The following is a 16224-nucleotide window of genomic DNA, read 5'->3' on the forward strand; positions in this document are numbered from 1 at the left end:
ATGACGCGGCGGTATGACGTCGCCATCATCGGCGGCGGGGTGATCGGTTCGTCCGTCGCCTATCACTTGAAAACGCTCGATCCCGCCCTCTCGGTGGCGGTGATCGAGCGCGATCCGACCTACCGCACGGCCTCCTCGGCGCTTTCCGCCTCCTCGATCCGGCAGCAATTCTCCACCCCGGTGAATATCGCCATCTCGCGTTTCGGCATCGACTTCCTGCGCCGCGCCAATGAGTACTTGAGCGTCGATGGCGAAATGCCACATCTCGGCCTCACCGAGCCGGGCTATCTCTATCTCGCCACGGATGCCGGCGTGCCGGTGCTGCGCGAGAACAATGCCATTCAGCGCCAGGCTGGCGCCGATATCGCCCTGCTGGAACCGGCGGCGCTGCAGCAACGCTTTCCCTGGCTCAACACGGAAGACCTGGCGCTGGGCTCATTGGGCCTGCGCGACGAAGGCTGGTTCGATGGCTATGGCTTGCTGCAGGCCTTCCGCAACAAGGCCCGCGCGCTCGGCGCCGACTACATCACCGCCAGTGTCAGCGGTCTGGACATCAGCGCCGGCAAGGTCGAGGCCTTGCTGCTTGATAGCGGCGAGCGGATTGCCTGCGGCTTTGCCGTGAATGCCGCCGGGCCGCATGCCGCCGCCATTCTTGGTAAAGCCGGGGTGGATTTCCCGCTGGCGCCGGAGCGTCATTGCGTGTTCGTGTTCACCTGCAAGGAAACCCTGCCGGCCTGCCCGCTGGTGATCGATACCAGCGGCGTCTGGTTCCGCGCCGAAGGCTCGGGCTTCATCGCCGGGCCGCCGCCAAGGATGAGCGATACGCCCGAGCAGCAGGCATCACTGGAAGTCGATTACGGCCTCTATGAAGAGGTGCTGTGGCCGGCGCTGGCGCATCGCGTGCCGGCCTTCGAGGCGATCAAGTTCAGCAATGCCTGGGCGGGGCATTACGACATGAATCATTTCGACCATAATGCCATCATTGGCTTCGTGCCGGGCCATGGCAATTTCCTGATGGCGAATGGCTTTTCCGGCCATGGCATGCAGCAATCGCCAGCCGCCGGGCGTGGCATCGCCGAACTGATCCTGTTCGGTGCCTATCGCAGCCTGGATTTAAGCGAATTGGGGCCGGAGCGGCTGCTCAACAACCAGCCGATCATCGAGAAGAATATTATCTAGCTCTACCCCGATACCCGTTTCTAATTTTGTCACTCTCGCGAAAGCGAGAGTCCCATTAGAATAAAATTGCATCCCCGCTTTCGCGGGGATGACAAGGCAGGGATGTGTCAGTCTCAAATCAGCGACCAGCCGAGATTCTCGCTGCCGAACACCACCAGACGATCGCTGCCCAATGGGATTTCGGCGGGCACACTGGCCGCCTGCTTGCGCAGGGTGATCTTTTCCTGGTTCACCGGCAGGCCATAGAAGCGCGGGCCGTTCAGCGAGGCGAAGGTTTCGAGCTGGTCCAGCGCGCCTTCCTCATCGAACACCTGGGCGTAGCATTGCATGGCAGTCGGCGCATTGAAGATGCCGGCACAGCCGCAGGCAGCTTCCTTGGTATGGGCGGCATGTGGCGCCGTGTCGGTGCCGAGGAAATAGCAGGCATCGCCGGAGGTGGCGGCCCGGCGCAAGGCCAGCCGGTGCGTCTCGCGCTTCGCAATCGGCAGGCAGTAGAAATGCGGCCGGATGCCGCCGGTAAAAATATCCGTGCGGTTGATGATCAGGTGATGCGGCGTGATCGTGGCGGCAAGCTGCGGTGCACGCTCTTTCACGAAATCGGCGGCTTCGGCGGTGGTGATGTGTTCCAGCACCACCTTCAGTTCCGGAAAATCCTGCAGCAGCGGGGCCAGCGTGCGGTCGATGAACACCTTCTCGCGGTCGAAGATATCGACATCGTGGTCGGTCACTTCGCCATGCACCAAAAGCGGCATGCCGATACGTTCCATCATCGCCAGCACCGGGCGGATTTTCGCCAGGCTGGTCACGCCATGGTCGGAATTGGTGGTGGCGCCGGCCGGGTAAAGCTTGGCTGCTACCCAGGCGCCGCCCTCATGGCCGCGACGGATTTCTTCCGGGTCGATCGTGTCGGTGAGGTAGGCGGTCATCAGCGGCTGAAAGCTGCTGCTTGCAGGAAGGGCGGCCAGGATGCGCTGGCGATAGGCTTCAGCGGCGGCAACCGTGGTCACCGGCGGCTTCAGATTCGGCATCACGATGGCGCGGCCGAACTGTGCCGCCGTGTGTGGCAGCACGGTGGCCATCACGTCGCCATCACGCAAATGGGCATGCCAGTCATCCGGCTTGATGATCACCAGATCGTTACTGCTCATGCCCTGGTCTCTCCTGCTGTGTGGCGGCGCTGAATCGGCGCAGCATATTGGCAAAAACGCCCCGCTCTTGCCAGGGCGCGGAACCTTGTTGCGGCTCGTAACTGCATCAAAGCCTCTGGCAGCGGGGCAGGGCAATACGTTAAGGTAATTTATCAGCGCATTATTCCAGCCGGCAGGCCCCAGCCGGGTATCGCCTGCCGTCTTTGCCCCCAATTCAGGACATGAGAAGCCTTCAAGGAGGACGGCGATGGCGAAGTTGAACGTGAATGGCAAGCTGCAGGAATTCCAGGCCGAGGAGGATACCCCGCTGCTCTGGGTGCTGCGCGACCATCTGCGCCTCACCGGCACCAAGTATGGCTGCGGCGTGGCGCAATGCGGCGCCTGCACCGTGCATGTGGATGGCGAGGCGGTCCGCGCCTGCTCGATGCCGGCCTCGGCCTTCACCGAAGAACAGAAGATCGTCACCATCGAAGGCCTGTCGCCCGATGGCTCGCATCCGGTGCAGAAGGCCTGGGCGGCGCTGGATGTGCCGCAATGCGGCTATTGCCAGTGCGGCATGATCATGGCCGCCGCCGCGCTGCTGGCGAAAACGCCGAAGCCGACCGACGCCGATATCGACAACGAGATCACCAATATCTGCCGCTGCGGCACCTATAACCGCGTCCGCGCCGCGATCAAGACGGCCGCGGGCTAAGGGGAGGGCATACCATGACTGAACTCAAGCCGCTCTCCCGCCGTGGTTTTCTCGCCACTGCTGGTGCCGCCACCGCCGGGCTGACGCTCGGTTTTCACATCCCCTTTGGTGAAGCCCAGGCGCAGGGCAGCATCCCGCCGGAAATCAATGCCTGGGTGGTGGTGAAGCCTGACGACACCGTGGTGATCCGCATTGCCCGCTCGGAAATGGGCCAGGGCTCGCTCACCGGCCTGGCGCAGCTCGTCGCCGAGGAACTGGAATGCAATTGGGCCAAGGTGACGACGGAATACCCGACGCCGGGCCAGAACCTGGCGCGCAACCGAGCCTGGGGCAATTTCTCCACCGGCGGCAGCAGAGGCATCCGTGAGTCGCATGATTATGTGCGCAAGGGCGGTGCCGCCGCCCGCATGATGCTGGTGCAGGCCGCCGCCGAGCAATGGAAAGTGCCGGTGGCCGAATGCATGGCGGCCAACAGCGTCGTCACCCATCGCCCCTCGGGCCGCACGCTGCGCTATGGCCAGCTCGCGGACGCCGCCGGCAAGCTGCCGGTGCCGACCGATGTGGCGCTCAAGGACCCGAAGGACTGGAAGATTGCCGGCAAGCCGCTGAAGCGCCTCGATACGGTGGACAAGCTCACCGGCAAGCAGGTCTATGGCGCCGATCTGCAACTGCCCGGCATGCTCAATGCCGCGATCAAGGATTGCCCGGTCTTCGGCGGCAAGGTGAAGAGTTTCGACGCGGCCGCGGCGATGAAGAAGCCGGGTGTGAAGAAAGTCGTCCAGGTTGGCGATTCCGCCGTGGCGGTGATTGCCGATACCTGGTGGCGGGCCAAGACCGCGCTGGATGACATGGCCATCGTCTGGGACGAAGGCCAGCATGCCAATGTCTCGAGCGAGAGCATTGCCGCCATGCTGCGCGAGGGCCTGGAGGCCAAGGAAGCCGCTGTCGGCAACAAGGTCGGCGAGGCGCTGACTGTATTGGCGCAGGGTGCCCCGGCGGGCGGCCGCATCGTCAGCGCCACCTACGGCTATCCGTTCCAGAATCACGCCACCATGGAGCCGATGAACGCGACGGCAAAGTGGACGCCGGATTTCTGCGAGGTGTGGACACCGACGCAGAATGGTGAGGCGGCACTGGCTGCTGCCTCGGAAGCTTCCGGCCTGCCGCCGGCGAAATGCGAGGTCTACAAGCTGCATCTCGGCGGCGGCTTCGGCCGGCGCGGCGCGGTGCATGACTGGGTGCGCCAGGCGGTTGCCATCGCCAAGGAGATGCCGGGCGTGCCAGTGAAGCTCCTGTGGTCGCGCGAAGAAGACATGCTGCATGGCCGCTATCATCCGGTCACGCAATGCAAGATGACGGCGTCGCTGGATGCCAATGGCGATGTGCAGGCGCTGCATATGCGGATTTCCGGCCAGTCCATCGTTGCCGGCATCTTCCCGCAGAATATCCGCAACGGCGTCGATCCGGTGGTGTTCCAGGGCCTCAACCCGCCGGGGCCGGAAGCCTCCATCGGCTACAGCTTCCCGAACCTGCTGATCGACCATGCCATGCGCAACCCGCATGTGCCACCGGGCTTCTGGCGCGGGGTGAACCTGAACCAGAACACCATCTATCTCGAATGCTTCATTGATGAGCTGGCGAAAGCCGCGAACAAGGACCCGCTGGAATTCCGCCGCAAGCTGATGGCCAACCACCCGAAGCACCGCGCGGTGCTGGAGGCGGTGGCTGAAAAGGCCGGCTGGGGCAAACCAGCGCCGGCCGGGGTGTTCCGTGGGCTGGCGCAATGCATGGGCTTCGGTGCTTACGTGGCCGCCTGCGCCGAGGTCTCGGTGTCGAAGGAAGGCAAGGTGAAGGTGCATCGCATCGTCGCCTCCACCGATCCGGGTCATGTGGTGAATCCGCAGCAGGTCGAAGCGCAGATCGAAGGCTCCTTCGTCTATGGCCTCACGGCAGCGCTGCATGGCGAATGCACCGTGGCAAAGGGCCGTATCGAGCAGGAAAATTTCGATACCTACCCGATGATGCGGATCGACGAGATGCCGAAGGTGGAGAGCGTGCTGATTCCGTCCGGCGGTTTCTGGGGCGGCGTCGGCGAACCGACCATCGCCGTGGCGGCGCCGGCGGTGCTGAACGCGATCTTCGCCGCCACCGGCAAGCGGGTGCGCAGTCTGCCGCTGAAGAACCACGATCTGAAATCCGCCTGAGGCGCCGTGGCGCTAAAGCGGTTCGGATTCCTGGTTCTTTGTTTGGCGTTGCTGGGCTTTCCTGCGCTGGCCCAGCCGGCATTGGCGCAGTCCGATGAACTGCGCCAGCCGCTGGAGCCGGGGCTTGTTGGCGATGCCACACGTGGCCGCGCCATCGTGGTCAGTCGGCAGAAGGGCCTCTGCCTGCTCTGCCATAGCGGGCCGTTCGCCGAGGAGCGCTTCCAGGGCAGTCTGGCGCCGAGCCTCGCCGGGGCGGGGGCGCGGTGGAATGTGGCGCAGTTACGGTTGCGTATCGCCGATTCCCGGGCGGTGAACCCGGACTCGCTGATGCCATCCTATTATCGCATCGAGGGCTTGCGCCAGGTCGGCGCGGCCTGGCAGGACAAGCCGATACTCACGGCGCAGGAGATCGAGGATGTGGTGGCATTCCTGGCCACGTTACGGGAGTAGGCCATGCTGAAGGCGAACCGGCGCATGGTGCTGGCGGGCGCGGCCTCGCTGTTGCTGGTGCGGCCGTCTCTGGCCACACCCCAGGCGATGCAGGAAGCGATCCGCGCCCTGGTCGGCGAGGCGCCAATCCGGCCTGGCCGCATCAAGCTGGATATCTCGCCGCTGGTCGAGAATGGTAACAGCGTGTCGGTGACGCTCACTACCGACAGCCCGATGACCGCAGCCGATCATGTGGCGAAATTCGCGCTATTCACCGAGGCCAATCCGCAGCCGCATGTGGCGGTGTTCCATCTCGGGCCGCGCTCGGGCCGCGCCATCGTCACCACGCGGATGCGGCTTGCCACCTCGCAGGCGGTCACCGCCCTGGCGGTGATGAGCGATGGCAGCGTGTGGTCAGACCGCGCCGATGTCATCGTCACGCTCGCCGCCTGCGTGGAGGGTTGAGGTTATGGCCCGCGCGCTGATCAACTTTCCCCGCAATGTGAAGAAGGGCGAGATCTTCGAGATCCGCACCCTGGTGTCGCATCCGATGGAAACCGGCTACCGCCCCGGCCCCGATGGCCAGGTGGCGCCGCGCGACATCATCCGCCGTTTCACCTGCCATTACGGCGGCGAGGTGGTGTTCCACGCCGAGATGCATCAGGCCATCGCCGCCAATCCCTTCATCTTCTTCACCACGGTGGCAACAGAAAGCGCCATGCTCAGCTTCACCTGGGAAGGCGATAACGGCTTCAGCCAGACCGAGGCCATCGCGATCACTGTTACATGAAGCGTGGGACATGAAGCGTTTTGCCTGGCTGCTGCTGTTAGCCACGCCGGCCATTGCTGGCGATATTCCTTTGTCCGAACGCCGCTCCGGCTTTGATTTCATGACCGCCGAGACCCAGGCGATGCAGCGCGACGACACGCTCAATCCCGGCATGCTCTGGGTGCTGGAAGGCGAAGCGCTATGGCGCCAAGGCAATAAGCCCTGCGCTTCCTGCCATGCGGAAGGCAGCATGCAGGGCGTGGCGGCACGCTATCCGGCCTATGATGAGAAAACACAGCAGCCCATCGACCTGGCTGGCCGGATCAATCGCTGCCGCAGCGAGAATCAGGGCCAGGCGGCCTATGCCCCGGAAAGCCGGCCACTCCTCAGTCTTGCCGCCTATATCGGCCAGCAATCGCGCGGCCTGCCGATGGCGCCCCCCGAAGATCCCCGGCTCACACCTTTCATCGAGCGTGGCAAGGCGGCGTTCGAGCGCCGCATCGGGCAGCTCAATTTCTCCTGCGCGCAATGCCATGAGCAGAATTGGGGCCAGAAGCTCGGCGGCAGCCCGATACCCCAGGGCCATGCCAATGGCTATCCGATCTACCGCCTGGAATGGCAGGGGCTGGGATCGTTGCAGCGCCGGCTGCGCAATTGCATGATCGGCGTGCGCGCCGAACCCCATGCCTTCGGGGCGCCGGAACTGGTGGAGCTGGAGCTGTATCTTGCCCAGCGCGCCAAGGGCATGGCGGTGGAAACCCCGGCGGTGAGGCCCTGATTGCGTGACATTACCGAACTTGGCCCATCGCCCTTCCTGAAAGGCTTCCGTCTCGCCGATGTGCCGGTGAGTGAGGAGATCACCTTGCGTGCCGCCATTAGCGGTTCGGGTCCGCCCCTGCTGCTGCTGCATGGCCATCCGCAGACCCATGCCACCTGGCACAAGATCGCGCCGGCCCTGGCCGAGCGTTATACCGTGGTCGCCGCCGACCTGCGCGGCTATGGCGATTCATCCAAGCCCGAGGGCGGCGAACGGCAGATCAATTATGCCAAGCGCGCCATGGCCGCCGACCAGGTGGCGCTGATGCGGCTTTTGGGTTTCGGTCGTTTCGCCGTTGTGGGCCATGATCGCGGCGCCCGCGTGGCGCACCGCATGGCGCTGGATTGGCCGGAGGCCGTGGAACGGCTGGCTTTGTTCGATATCGCTCCCACCGCCACCATGTATGCCCGCACCGACAAGGCTTTCGCCACGCGGTATTTCTGGTGGTTCTTCCTGATCCAGCCGGCGCCGTTCCCGGAAACCCTGATCCTCAATGATCCGGCCTTCTTCCTGCGCCATCATCTCAACGGCCAGAGCAAGACGCCGGGCGCCACGTCCGAAGCCATCTTCGCCGAATACCTGCGCTGTTATCAGCGGCCCGAAACCATCCGTGCCATCTGCGAGGATTACCGCGCCGCCGCCGGCATCGACCTCGAGCATGACGCCGCCGATGCCGACAAGCGCGTCACCGCGCCGCTGCTGGCCCTGTGGGGCGGCAAGGGCACGGTCGGCGCACTCTATGATGTGCTGCAAACCTGGCGCGACAAGGCGCTGGATGTGCGCGGCAGGCCGCTCGATTGCGGCCATACCTTGCAGGAAGAAGCGCCGGAAGCGACACTGGCGGCGCTGCTGGACTTTCTGAGTGGGGAAACGCGATGAAATTCTACGATCTCAAGAACGGCATGAATCCGCGCCGGGTGCGCATCTTCATGGCCGAGAAGGGCATCAAGCTCGAGACCGTGGTGCTCGACATGGAGGCCGGCGACAACCGCACACCGGAATTCCTGGCGAAGAATCCGCTTGGCACCCTGCCGTTGCTGGAACTGGATGATGGCACGATCCTGACGGAATCGCTGGCGATCTGCCGCTATCTCGAGGAATTGCAGCCCGAGCCGCCACTGTTCGGCACCACCATGCTGGAGCGTGCCCAGGTCGAGATGTGGACGCGGCGGCTGGAACATGAAGTGGCGATCCCGGCTACCAACGTGTTCCGCCACATTCACCCCTACTGGGTTGGCCGCGCCGAGCAATATGGCGATTACGGCCAGTTCAGCCAGCAATACTTGGCGGCCCGCATGGCCTGGCTGGATGAGGAGCTGGCCGGCAAAGAATACTTTGTCGGCGACCGCTACAGCATCGCCGATATCACCGGGCAATGCGCCTTCCTGCTGGCGCGTGCCTGCAAGCAGGCAATCCCGGCGGAGCTGCAGAATCTCACCGCATGGTATGGCCGTGTCACCAGCCGGCCGACGGCCCGGGCCTGAATTACACCTCTTAATTTTTTCCAATACGGCTGCCGGCCCGCCGGCTAGAGTAGCGCCATGGATTTCCCCCATGCAAATTTTGCTGGACAAAGCATTCTTATTTCCGGCGCCACTTCCGGTATTGGCCGCGCCACCGCGCTGGCCTTCGCCCGGCGTGGCGCGCGGCTCACCCTGGGCGGCCGCGATGCGGCGCGCGGCGAAAATATACGGGCTGCCTGCGCGGCCCTGGGTGTCGAAGCCCAGTTCCTGCTCAACGATGTGAAGGATGTGGCTGCGCCAGAGGCGCTGGTGCAGGCGGCGCTTTCGCGTTTCGGCCGGCTGGACGTGGCGTTCAACAATGCCGGTGCACAGGAAAAGCGCGCCCTGCTTGCCGAGCAGTCGCTGGAAGTCTACGAGCATATCCTGGATACCAATCTGCGCGCCGTGTTCCTGGCGCTGCAGGCGCAGGTGAAGGCGATGCTGGCACAGCCGAAGCGCGAGGGCGCCCAAGGGACCGGTGTGATCATCAACACCGCCTCGGTCAGCGGCGTGCGCAATTCCAATACGGGCCTGAGCGTTTATTCGGCGTCGAAGGCGGCTTTGCTGTCGCTGACCCGCTCTGCGGCGCTGGAATATGGCCCCCAGGGCATCCGCATCAACGCCGTATCGCCTGGTCGGGTGAAGACGCCGATGATGCTGGCCTCCGGCATCGCCGACATGAAGGCCGTGGCCGATGGCCTGCCGATCCGCCGCATGGGCGAGCCGGAGGAAGTGGCGGAAGCCGTCGTGTGGCTGGCGAGCGATGCAGCCGGCTACATGGTCGGCCACAATCTCTGCCTCGACGGCGGCTTCCTCGCTTCCTGACGGCGCTCCCTAGTAGCCGAGATACTTCGGCAGCCAGGTGATCAGCGGCGGGTAGATGATGAACGATACCAGCAGCAGCATCATCGCCAGCACGAACCACATCACCCAGGGCACCGTCTTCTCGATCGAGATGCCGGCCAGCCTTGAGGCGACCATCAGGTTCACCGCCATCGGCGGCGTGAACTGGCCGATCGCCACCATGTAGGTGAGCAGCACGCCGAACCACACCGGATCCCAGGCGAAGGCCCGCATCAGCGGCATCAGGATCGGAATGAAGATCAGGAAGATCGACACGCCGTCCAGCACCATGCCGGCGGCCAGCAGGATCACCACAATGATCGCCAGGGTCATGGTGCTGCCCATGCCGCTGGTGGTGATCGCCTTGGCGATGGGGTCGATGATGCCCAGCGTCGAGACGGCATAGGCGAAGACCGAGGCCAGCCCGAGGATGATCAGAATGATGCCGGCGGTTTCCGCCGCTTCCACCAGGATCGGGCCGATATCCTTCACCTTGATCGTGCGATGCACCACCATGCCGACGAACAGGCCGTAGAACACCGCCACCACAGCGGCTTCGGTCGGTGTGAACCAGCCGGCACGCATGCCGCCGAGGATCAGCACCGGCGCCGCCAGGCCCCAGCTCGCCTGCAGCAGCGAGGAGAAGAAGGGCGGGCGCGGCTGTTCGCGTTCCTTGGCGCCAAAGCCATGCTTGCGCGACAGCCAGATAGCCGGGATCATCAGCGCCAGGCCGGCCATGATGCCGGGCACGATGCCGGCGGCGAACAAGGCCGGCACCGAGGCGCCCGGCACCAGCACGGAATAGACGATGAAGGCGATGGAAGGCGGAATCAGGATATCGGTGGCCGCCGCCGCGCCGATCACGCTGGCCGAGAACGGCGCCGGATAGCCGGCGCGCGCCATTGCCGCCAGCATCACGCCGCCGACGGCGGCGGCGGAAGCCGGGCCGGAGCCGGAAATGCCGCCGAAGATCATCGCCACGGTGATCGCCACCACCGGCAGCATGCCGGGGCCGCGCCCGATCACCGCCTGGGCGAAGGTGACAAGGCGCTGCGCCACGCCAGAGCGGTCGAAGATCACGCCCACCAGCACAAACATCGGCAGCGCCAGCAGCGGATATTTCGCCACCGTGGGATAGAAGTTGTTCGGAATCGACATCCAGCCGAGATTGCCGAAGCCGATGCCGATGGCACCGCCGAGCAGCAGGGCGACGCCGATCGGTACCCCCACGGTCATCAGGAAGGCGAAAACGATGAAGATGGTAAGGCCGGTCATGACTGCCGCCACTGCTTGATGAAGAGTTGCGCGGCGCGGAGCGTCACGGCCAGAGCAAGCAGCGGCAGCCAGATGCTGAACCACCATTGCGGCAGACCGATGCCCGGCGAGGTGACATCGAAGCGGTAATCGTCATAGGCAAAGCGGCAGCCGAAACCGGTGAGCAGGCCGAAGGCGATGGCGGTGCACAGCGAGGACAGCAGCGCCAGCAGCTTGCGCCGCGCTGCCGAGCCGGAGAGCAGCAGGAATTCGATACGGATATGGCGGTCGCGCGCCACGGCGGCGGCGCCGGCGGCCAGCGTCAGGGTCACCATCAGGCCGGTGGAGATTTCCTCGGTCCAGGCGAAGGACTGGTCGGTGAAATAGCGCGCCACCACATTGGCCATGGTGATGATGGCGAGCAGGCCCATGGAAGTGGCGCCGATCCAGTCTTCCCAGCGCAGCGCATTGTCGACCGGCGGTGGATCGAGCGGGGCGGGTTTTTGATCGCTTGGGCTTGTCACGGCACCACCTTCTACGAAATTTTTACGGCAAGGTCTCTAAAGCGAAGGCCGGGACTTGCCCGGCCTTTGCCTCATCTTGTTGTCTGGTCGCGCTGGCCGATCAGGCCTTCTTGCGCGCGGCCACGGCATCCTCGGCCCGCTTCACCAGGTCGGGGCCGATTTCCTTGGTCCACTTCTCGAACACCGGCTTCACCGCCGCCTTGAAGGCATCCTTCTCGGCCGCCGAGAGTTCGGTGACGGTGACGCCGAAGCCCTTCACCTCCTCGACCAGCGACTGGTCGCCCGGCACCAGGCCCTTGCGGGCGATGGCGATTTCCTGCTTGCCGGCATCCAGCGCCGCCTGGCGCACGATGTCGCGGTCCTTGGCCGACCAGGAATCGAACACATCCTTGTTGGCGGCGAAGATCAGCGGATCGGCGACATAGCCCCAGCGGGTGACGAACTTCTGCGCCAGGTTATGCAGCTTCGCGGCAGTGAAGATATGCAGCGGGTTTTCCTGGCCTTCTACGGCGCCCGAAGCCAGCGCCGGCTGCGCATCGGCCCAGCTCATCTGGGTCGGGTTGGCGCCCAGCGCGGTGAAGGTGTCGTTGAAGATCGGCGAACCGACAACGCGGAACTTCAGGCCCTTCATGTCGGCGGGGGTGCGGATCTCACGCTTCGAATTGGTCACTTCGCGGAAGCCGTTCTCGCCCCAGGCCAGCGCCACAACGCCGGACTTCTCCACCAGGCCCATGATCTCCTTGCCGACCGGACCCTGCACCATGGCGTCGATGCCGGCATGGTCCTGCGCCAGGAAGGGCAGCGAGAACAGGTTGAGCTGTTTGATCTGCGGCGACCAGTTGATGGTCGAGCCGATGGCGAGGTCGATCACGCCCTGGCGCATGGCGGTGAATTCGCGGGTCTGGTCGCCGCTGACCAGGGCAGCGCCCGGATACATCTTGATATTGATGCGGCCCTCGGTGCGCTCACGCACCAGGTTGCCGAGGATCTCGCCGCCCTGGCCCCAGGGGAAGGGCAGGCCGACCACGGTCGAGAGCTTGTATTCCGGCTTGTAATTGGCTTGCGCCCAGGCCGGACGCAGACCCACCAGGGCCGGCGCGGCAATGAGGCCGAAGCCGGCGGCGCCGGTCTTGAGCAGGGTGCGACGGTTAAACTTCATCTCTTGTTTCCTCCGGTTACGGTTCTACTTTTGCCGAAAGCCTTGCACAGCTTCGGCGGCTTTACCAGCCCTGACCGTATTGGTTCAGGGCTTGCACAAATTTACGGCTTGCACAAATCCCGTGCCCTTGCGGCGATGCGCTCGGGCGTCACCCGCACCTCCGCCTCCAGCAGCGGCGCGTAGCCCACCGGCAGGCGCTGCCCGCCCAGCCTGGCGACCTTCGCCGTGCCGGCCTCGGCCAGGGTGGCGGCGATTTCGGCGCCGAAGCCGGCCACCTGCACGGCTTCATGGGCGATCAAAACCCGGCCGGTCTTTTTCGCAGAAGCGAACACCGCTTCGCGGTCCCAAGGCCAGAGCGTGCGCAGGTCGATCACCTCGGCCGAGATACCGTCGGCAGCCAGCGCGTCGGCGGCTTGCAGCGACCAATGCACGGCGCGGCTCCAGCTCACGATGGTGACGTCTCGGCCCTCGCGGCGGATCGCGGCGCGGCCTAATTCGGCGGGCGCGGACGTGTCCACCTCGCCTTCCAGGCCCCAGAGTTCCTTATGCTCGAAATAAGTGACGGGGTCGCCGCAATTGATCGCGGCGCGCAGCAGGGAGTAGTTGTCCTGCGGTGTTGCCGGCGCGATCACCACCAGCCCCGGCACATGGGCGAACCAGGCTTCCAGCGACTGCGAATGCTGCGCGGCGGAAGCGCTCCAGATGCCGATGGGCATGCGGATCACGGCGGGCACGCGGCCCTGGCCGCCGAACATGAAGCGGTTCTTCGCCGCCTGGTTCACGATCTCGTCCATGGCGCAGAGCGCGAAATCCACCACCCGCATCTCGACCACTGGCTTCAGGCCGGTCAGCGCCATGCCGACAGCGGCGCCGACGATGGTGGCCTCCGAGATCGGCGTGTCGATCACCCGCTCCGGCCCGAATTCCTGCTGCAGGCCACGATACTGGCCGAAAATGCCGCCACGGCCGATATCCTCACCCAAAGCGACCACGGTCTGATCCTGCCGCATCATGGCGCCGAGGCTCTCGGCGGCGGCGGCGGCGTAGGTCATCACAGCCATTGCCCGGCCCCCGTATCCTGAATTTGCGTGAAGGCGGCGCTGGTCTCGGGCCAGGGCGCATCGGCGGCAGCCTGCACGGCCTTCGCCACTTCGGCGCGTGCCTCGGCCATGATCGCCTCGATACGGGCCTCCGACAGCCCGGCATCGCGCAATTGCCGCGCGGTGACACCGAAGGGATCGTTCAGCAAGGCGGCTTCCAGTTCCTTCGGGTCGCGGTAGCTCGCCGGATCGACCGAGACATGGCCCTTGAAACGGTAGGTCTTGGCATGCAGCAGGCGCGGACCCTTGCCGGCGCGCACATCGGCGACCAATGCCTTGGCGGCTTCATGCACCGCCCAGGCATCATTGCCATCCACCATTTCCGCCGGGATGCCGTGCGCGCGGGCGCGGGCGGCGGCGCCATCGCCGGCCGAGACCGGGCCGGTTTTGGTGGTGGCGGACCATTGGTTGTCCTCGCAGACGAACAGTACCGGCAGCTTGAAGGCGGCGGCCCAGTTCAGGCTTTCGGCGAAGGGACCGCGATTGATCGCGCCATCGCCGAAGAAGGTCACCGCGATGGCGTCGATACCGCGCAGCCGGATCGACTGCGCCGCGCCGACCGCAATCGGTATGCCGGCGGCGACGACGCCATTGGCGCCCAGCATGCCGACCGAGAAATCGGCGATATGCATCGAGCCGCCCCGGCCGCCGCAGAAGCCCGGCGCGCGGCCGAACAATTCCTGCATCATGCGGGTGAGGTCGGCGCCCTTGGCCAGCGTGTGGCCATGGCCGCGATGGGTCGAGGTGAGATAGTCGGCGGGCTTGAGATGGGCGCAGACGCCAGCCGGCACGGCTTCCTGGCCGGTGGAGAGATGCAGCGGGCCGCGCACCTGGGCGGTGCCGGCGGCGGCCTGGCCGAAGGCGGCGACGCCGCCCTTGCTGGCGGCCTCGGCGGCATCCTCGAAGGCGCGAATGCGGCACATGGTGCGGTAGAGCGCCTCCAGAATGGGCAAGGCGATATTGGTCTGGTTCACACGAAATCTTCCCGGCTTTATGCGTGATTTGGAGGCTTATTAAGGGAGGGAAGCTAGCAAAGACCGTCGGCTGTGTTAAGACTTTCGTGGCGTATCAGATGGGAGGAAATCAATGGCGGCGATCCTGACCGAGCAGCGCGACGGGCTGCTGATCATCACCCTCAACCGGCCGGAGGCGCGCAACGCCATCAATGCCGAATTGGCCCAGGGCCTGGATGCGGCGCTGACCCGGCTGGATGAGGACGCGACCTTGCGTGTCGGCATCATCCAGGGCGCCGGCGGCACCTTCTGCGCCGGCATGGACCTCAAGGCTTTCGTGCGCGGCGAAAGCAGCTACACGCCGAAGCGCGGCTTTGGCGGCATCACCGAGAAACCGCCGGAAAAGCCGCTGATCGCGGCGGTGGAGGGCTTCGCGCTGGCCGGTGGTTTCGAGGTGGCTTTAAGCTGCGACCTGATCGTGGCGGCGGAAACCGCGCGGTTCGGCCTGCCGGAAGTGAAGCGCGGCCTGATCGCTGCCGCCGGTGGCCTGATGCGCCTGCCGCGCCAGCTACCCTACCGCCTGGCGATGGAAATGGCGCTTACCGGCGACATGTATGACGCCGCCCTGATGCACCAGCATGGCCTGATCAACCGCCTGGTGCCGGCGGGCGGCGCGCTGGCGGCGGCGCTGGAACTGGCCGCCCGCATCACGCCGAATGCGCCGCTGTCGCTGGCCGGCACCAAGCGCACCATCGTGGAATCGCGAGACTGGCCGCAGGACGGCATGTTCGCGCGGCAATTCGCCATCTCGAAGCCGATTTCCGGCTCGGCCGATGCCATCGAGGGCGCCACCGCCTTTGCCGAGAAGCGGGCGCCGGTCTGGAAAGGCAAGTGACTTTGTGAGTAGACTCGGGATACCTAGGGTCGGGGCCTTGAAGCAGGAGTGGCGGAATGGCCAAGCGTGAGGCGGTGCGGCAGGAGCCGAAGCTGGGGCTGGTAACGGTGGAAGCCGTGCCATCCGAGGGCCGCGCCATGGCGCGGCGGCGCAAGATCATCACTGAAGCGGCGCGGCAATTCGTCAAGCAGGGCTTCGACGGCACCTCGATGCGCGACATTGCCGCCGCGTCAGGCATCATGGCCGGCTCGCTCTATTATCACTTCGCCTCCAAGGAAGACCTGTTCGTTGCCGTGCATGCCACTGGCATGGACCTGATGGAGACTTCCGTGAAGCGGGCGCTGATTGGCGTCAGCGACCCCTGGGCGCGGCTTGAAGCGGCAGCGGAAGCGCATTGCGAAGCGCTGGTGAACTGGTCTGATCTCGGTGCCATCGTCACCGCGCATTTCTCGCCCTCGATGGCCAAGATCCAACCCGAGCTGATCGTGCGGCGCGACCGCTACGAGGTGATCATCAAGGAACTGATCGCGGCTTTGGACCTGCCAGCCGAAATCGATCCGGCGGTCTTCCGGCTGCATTTCCTAGGTGCGCTGAACTGGATTCCCACTTGGTATCGCGCTGGCGGTGAATTCACCCCGGCGCGCATCGGGCGGCAACTGGTGCGCATGCTGCGCGATGGTGGCAAGGGGAAGGCAGCGGCTAAAGCCGGCGCCAAACCGGCAAAGCGGCGCGTAAAGCCAGCGAAGTAACAGCG

18 protein-coding genes are annotated in these 16224 nt (G+C 65.1%); 12 read left to right on the forward strand and 6 right to left on the reverse strand.

What is annotated here, in order from left to right:
• Positions 1 to 1179: an NAD(P)/FAD-dependent oxidoreductase gene (locus V6B08_RS05495; RefSeq protein ID WP_341978721.1), complete on the forward strand. Its 1179-nt coding sequence runs from the start codon at positions 1 to 3 to the stop codon at positions 1177 to 1179.
• 113 nt (positions 1180 to 1292) lie between these two features.
• Here the strand turns inward: V6B08_RS05495 and pyrC are convergent, their stop codons facing one another.
• On the reverse strand, positions 1293 to 2327 hold the full coding sequence (gene pyrC, locus V6B08_RS05500) for a dihydroorotase (protein WP_341978722.1): 1035 nt from the start codon (positions 2325 to 2327) through the stop codon (positions 1293 to 1295).
• Positions 2328 to 2574: 247 nt separating this feature from the next.
• Between pyrC and V6B08_RS05505 the strand changes: the two genes are divergently transcribed.
• Genes V6B08_RS05505 through V6B08_RS05545 form a run of 9 tightly spaced genes read left to right on the forward strand, consistent with a single transcriptional unit; the run spans position 2575 to position 9567 of the window.
• Positions 2575 to 3021: a (2Fe-2S)-binding protein gene (locus tag V6B08_RS05505; RefSeq protein ID WP_341978723.1), complete on the forward strand. Its 447-nt coding sequence runs from the start codon at positions 2575 to 2577 to the stop codon at positions 3019 to 3021.
• A gap of 14 nt (positions 3022 to 3035) precedes the next feature.
• Complete coding sequence (locus V6B08_RS05510) at positions 3036 to 5225, forward strand: xanthine dehydrogenase family protein molybdopterin-binding subunit (RefSeq protein WP_341978724.1); 2190 nt, start codon at positions 3036 to 3038, stop codon at positions 5223 to 5225.
• A 42-nt stretch (positions 5226 to 5267) separates the two neighbouring features.
• A complete protein-coding gene (soxX, locus tag V6B08_RS05515; RefSeq protein ID WP_341978725.1) occupies positions 5268 to 5675 on the forward strand; it encodes a sulfur oxidation c-type cytochrome SoxX in 408 nt (135 codons plus the stop codon).
• Positions 5676 to 5678: 3 nt separating this feature from the next.
• Complete coding sequence (locus V6B08_RS05520; RefSeq protein WP_341978726.1) at positions 5679 to 6119, forward strand: SoxY-related AACIE arm protein; 441 nt, start codon at positions 5679 to 5681, stop codon at positions 6117 to 6119.
• Between the two features lie 4 nt (positions 6120 to 6123).
• Complete coding sequence (soxZ, locus tag V6B08_RS05525; RefSeq protein ID WP_341978727.1) at positions 6124 to 6444, forward strand: thiosulfate oxidation carrier complex protein SoxZ; 321 nt, start codon at positions 6124 to 6126, stop codon at positions 6442 to 6444.
• Between the two features lie 10 nt (positions 6445 to 6454).
• Positions 6455 to 7201, forward strand: coding sequence for a sulfur oxidation c-type cytochrome SoxA (gene soxA / locus V6B08_RS05530; protein ID WP_341978728.1), 747 nt, complete (start codon positions 6455 to 6457; stop codon positions 7199 to 7201).
• Complete coding sequence (locus V6B08_RS05535) at positions 7202 to 8119, forward strand: alpha/beta fold hydrolase (protein ID WP_440588794.1); 918 nt, start codon at positions 7202 to 7204, stop codon at positions 8117 to 8119.
• Positions 8116 to 8724 carry a glutathione S-transferase family protein gene (locus tag V6B08_RS05540; protein WP_341978729.1) on the forward strand — a complete coding sequence of 203 codons (609 nt, stop codon included), beginning with the start codon at positions 8116 to 8118 and terminating at the stop codon, positions 8722 to 8724. The genes V6B08_RS05535 and V6B08_RS05540 overlap by 4 nt, the downstream gene beginning before the upstream one ends.
• A 57-nt stretch (positions 8725 to 8781) precedes the next feature.
• Positions 8782 to 9567: an SDR family NAD(P)-dependent oxidoreductase gene (locus tag V6B08_RS05545; RefSeq protein ID WP_341978730.1), complete on the forward strand. Its 786-nt coding sequence runs from the start codon at positions 8782 to 8784 to the stop codon at positions 9565 to 9567.
• A 9-nt stretch (positions 9568 to 9576) separates the two neighbouring features.
• On the opposite strand, the gene V6B08_RS05550 is transcribed toward V6B08_RS05545, so the two are convergent.
• The 5 genes from V6B08_RS05550 to V6B08_RS05570 form a co-directional block, all read right to left on the reverse strand.
• Positions 9577 to 10860, reverse strand: coding sequence for a TRAP transporter large permease (locus V6B08_RS05550; protein ID WP_341978731.1), 1284 nt, complete (start codon positions 10858 to 10860; stop codon positions 9577 to 9579).
• Entirely contained in the window at positions 10857 to 11363 is a 507-nt protein-coding gene (locus V6B08_RS05555) for a TRAP transporter small permease (RefSeq protein ID WP_341978732.1), read from the reverse strand. The genes V6B08_RS05550 and V6B08_RS05555 overlap by 4 nt, the downstream gene beginning before the upstream one ends.
• A 100-nt stretch (positions 11364 to 11463) precedes the next feature.
• A complete protein-coding gene (locus tag V6B08_RS05560) occupies positions 11464 to 12522 on the reverse strand; it encodes a DctP family TRAP transporter solute-binding subunit (protein ID WP_341978733.1) in 1059 nt (352 codons plus the stop codon).
• A 101-nt stretch (positions 12523 to 12623) separates the two neighbouring features.
• Positions 12624 to 13583, reverse strand: a complete 960-nt coding sequence (locus V6B08_RS05565) for an alpha-ketoacid dehydrogenase subunit beta (RefSeq protein WP_341978734.1) — start codon at positions 13581 to 13583, stop codon at positions 12624 to 12626.
• The gene (locus V6B08_RS05570; RefSeq protein ID WP_341978735.1) at positions 13574 to 14596 is read right to left on the reverse strand and encodes a thiamine pyrophosphate-dependent dehydrogenase E1 component subunit alpha; all 1023 of its coding nucleotides are present in this window, start codon (positions 14594 to 14596) and stop codon (positions 13574 to 13576) included. Before V6B08_RS05570 ends, V6B08_RS05565 begins: the two co-directional genes overlap by 10 nt.
• Before the next feature lie 112 nt (positions 14597 to 14708).
• Between V6B08_RS05570 and V6B08_RS05575 the strand changes: the two genes are divergently transcribed.
• Entirely contained in the window at positions 14709 to 15470 is a 762-nt protein-coding gene (locus V6B08_RS05575; protein WP_341978736.1) for a crotonase/enoyl-CoA hydratase family protein, read from the forward strand.
• A gap of 56 nt (positions 15471 to 15526) precedes the next feature.
• Positions 15527 to 16219: a TetR/AcrR family transcriptional regulator gene (locus V6B08_RS05580; RefSeq protein WP_341978737.1), complete on the forward strand. Its 693-nt coding sequence runs from the start codon at positions 15527 to 15529 to the stop codon at positions 16217 to 16219.
• Positions 16220 to 16224: the final 5 nt, after the last annotated feature.

The organism is Ferrovibrio sp. MS7 (assembly GCF_038404985.1).
In the GTDB taxonomy this organism is placed as follows: Bacteria; Pseudomonadota; Alphaproteobacteria; order Ferrovibrionales; family Ferrovibrionaceae; genus Ferrovibrio; species Ferrovibrio plantarum.

Bases quoted from the DNA above. Each gene is read 5' to 3' on its own strand.
- V6B08_RS05495 (WP_341978721.1), top strand. From the start codon at position 1: ATGACGCGGCGGTATGACGTCGCCATCATCGGCGGCGGGGTGATCGGT.
- pyrC (WP_341978722.1), bottom strand. From the start codon at position 2,327: ATGAGCAGTAACGATCTGGTGATCATCAAGCCGGATGACTGGCATGCC.
- V6B08_RS05505 (WP_341978723.1), top strand. From the start codon at position 2,575: ATGGCGAAGTTGAACGTGAATGGCAAGCTGCAGGAATTCCAGGCCGAG.
- V6B08_RS05510 (WP_341978724.1), top strand. From the start codon at position 3,036: ATGACTGAACTCAAGCCGCTCTCCCGCCGTGGTTTTCTCGCCACTGCT.
- V6B08_RS05520 (WP_341978726.1), top strand. From the start codon at position 5,679: ATGCTGAAGGCGAACCGGCGCATGGTGCTGGCGGGCGCGGCCTCGCTG.
- soxZ (WP_341978727.1), top strand. From the start codon at position 6,124: ATGGCCCGCGCGCTGATCAACTTTCCCCGCAATGTGAAGAAGGGCGAG.
- soxA (WP_341978728.1), top strand. From the start codon at position 6,455: ATGAAGCGTTTTGCCTGGCTGCTGCTGTTAGCCACGCCGGCCATTGCT.
- V6B08_RS05540 (WP_341978729.1), top strand. From the start codon at position 8,116: ATGAAATTCTACGATCTCAAGAACGGCATGAATCCGCGCCGGGTGCGC.
- V6B08_RS05545 (WP_341978730.1), top strand. From the start codon at position 8,782: ATGGATTTCCCCCATGCAAATTTTGCTGGACAAAGCATTCTTATTTCC.
- V6B08_RS05550 (WP_341978731.1), bottom strand. From the start codon at position 10,860: ATGACCGGCCTTACCATCTTCATCGTTTTCGCCTTCCTGATGACCGTG.
- V6B08_RS05560 (WP_341978733.1), bottom strand. From the start codon at position 12,522: ATGAAGTTTAACCGTCGCACCCTGCTCAAGACCGGCGCCGCCGGCTTC.
- V6B08_RS05565 (WP_341978734.1), bottom strand. From the start codon at position 13,583: ATGGCTGTGATGACCTACGCCGCCGCCGCCGCCGAGAGCCTCGGCGCC.
- V6B08_RS05575 (WP_341978736.1), top strand. From the start codon at position 14,709: ATGGCGGCGATCCTGACCGAGCAGCGCGACGGGCTGCTGATCATCACC.
- V6B08_RS05580 (WP_341978737.1), top strand. From the start codon at position 15,527: ATGGCCAAGCGTGAGGCGGTGCGGCAGGAGCCGAAGCTGGGGCTGGTA.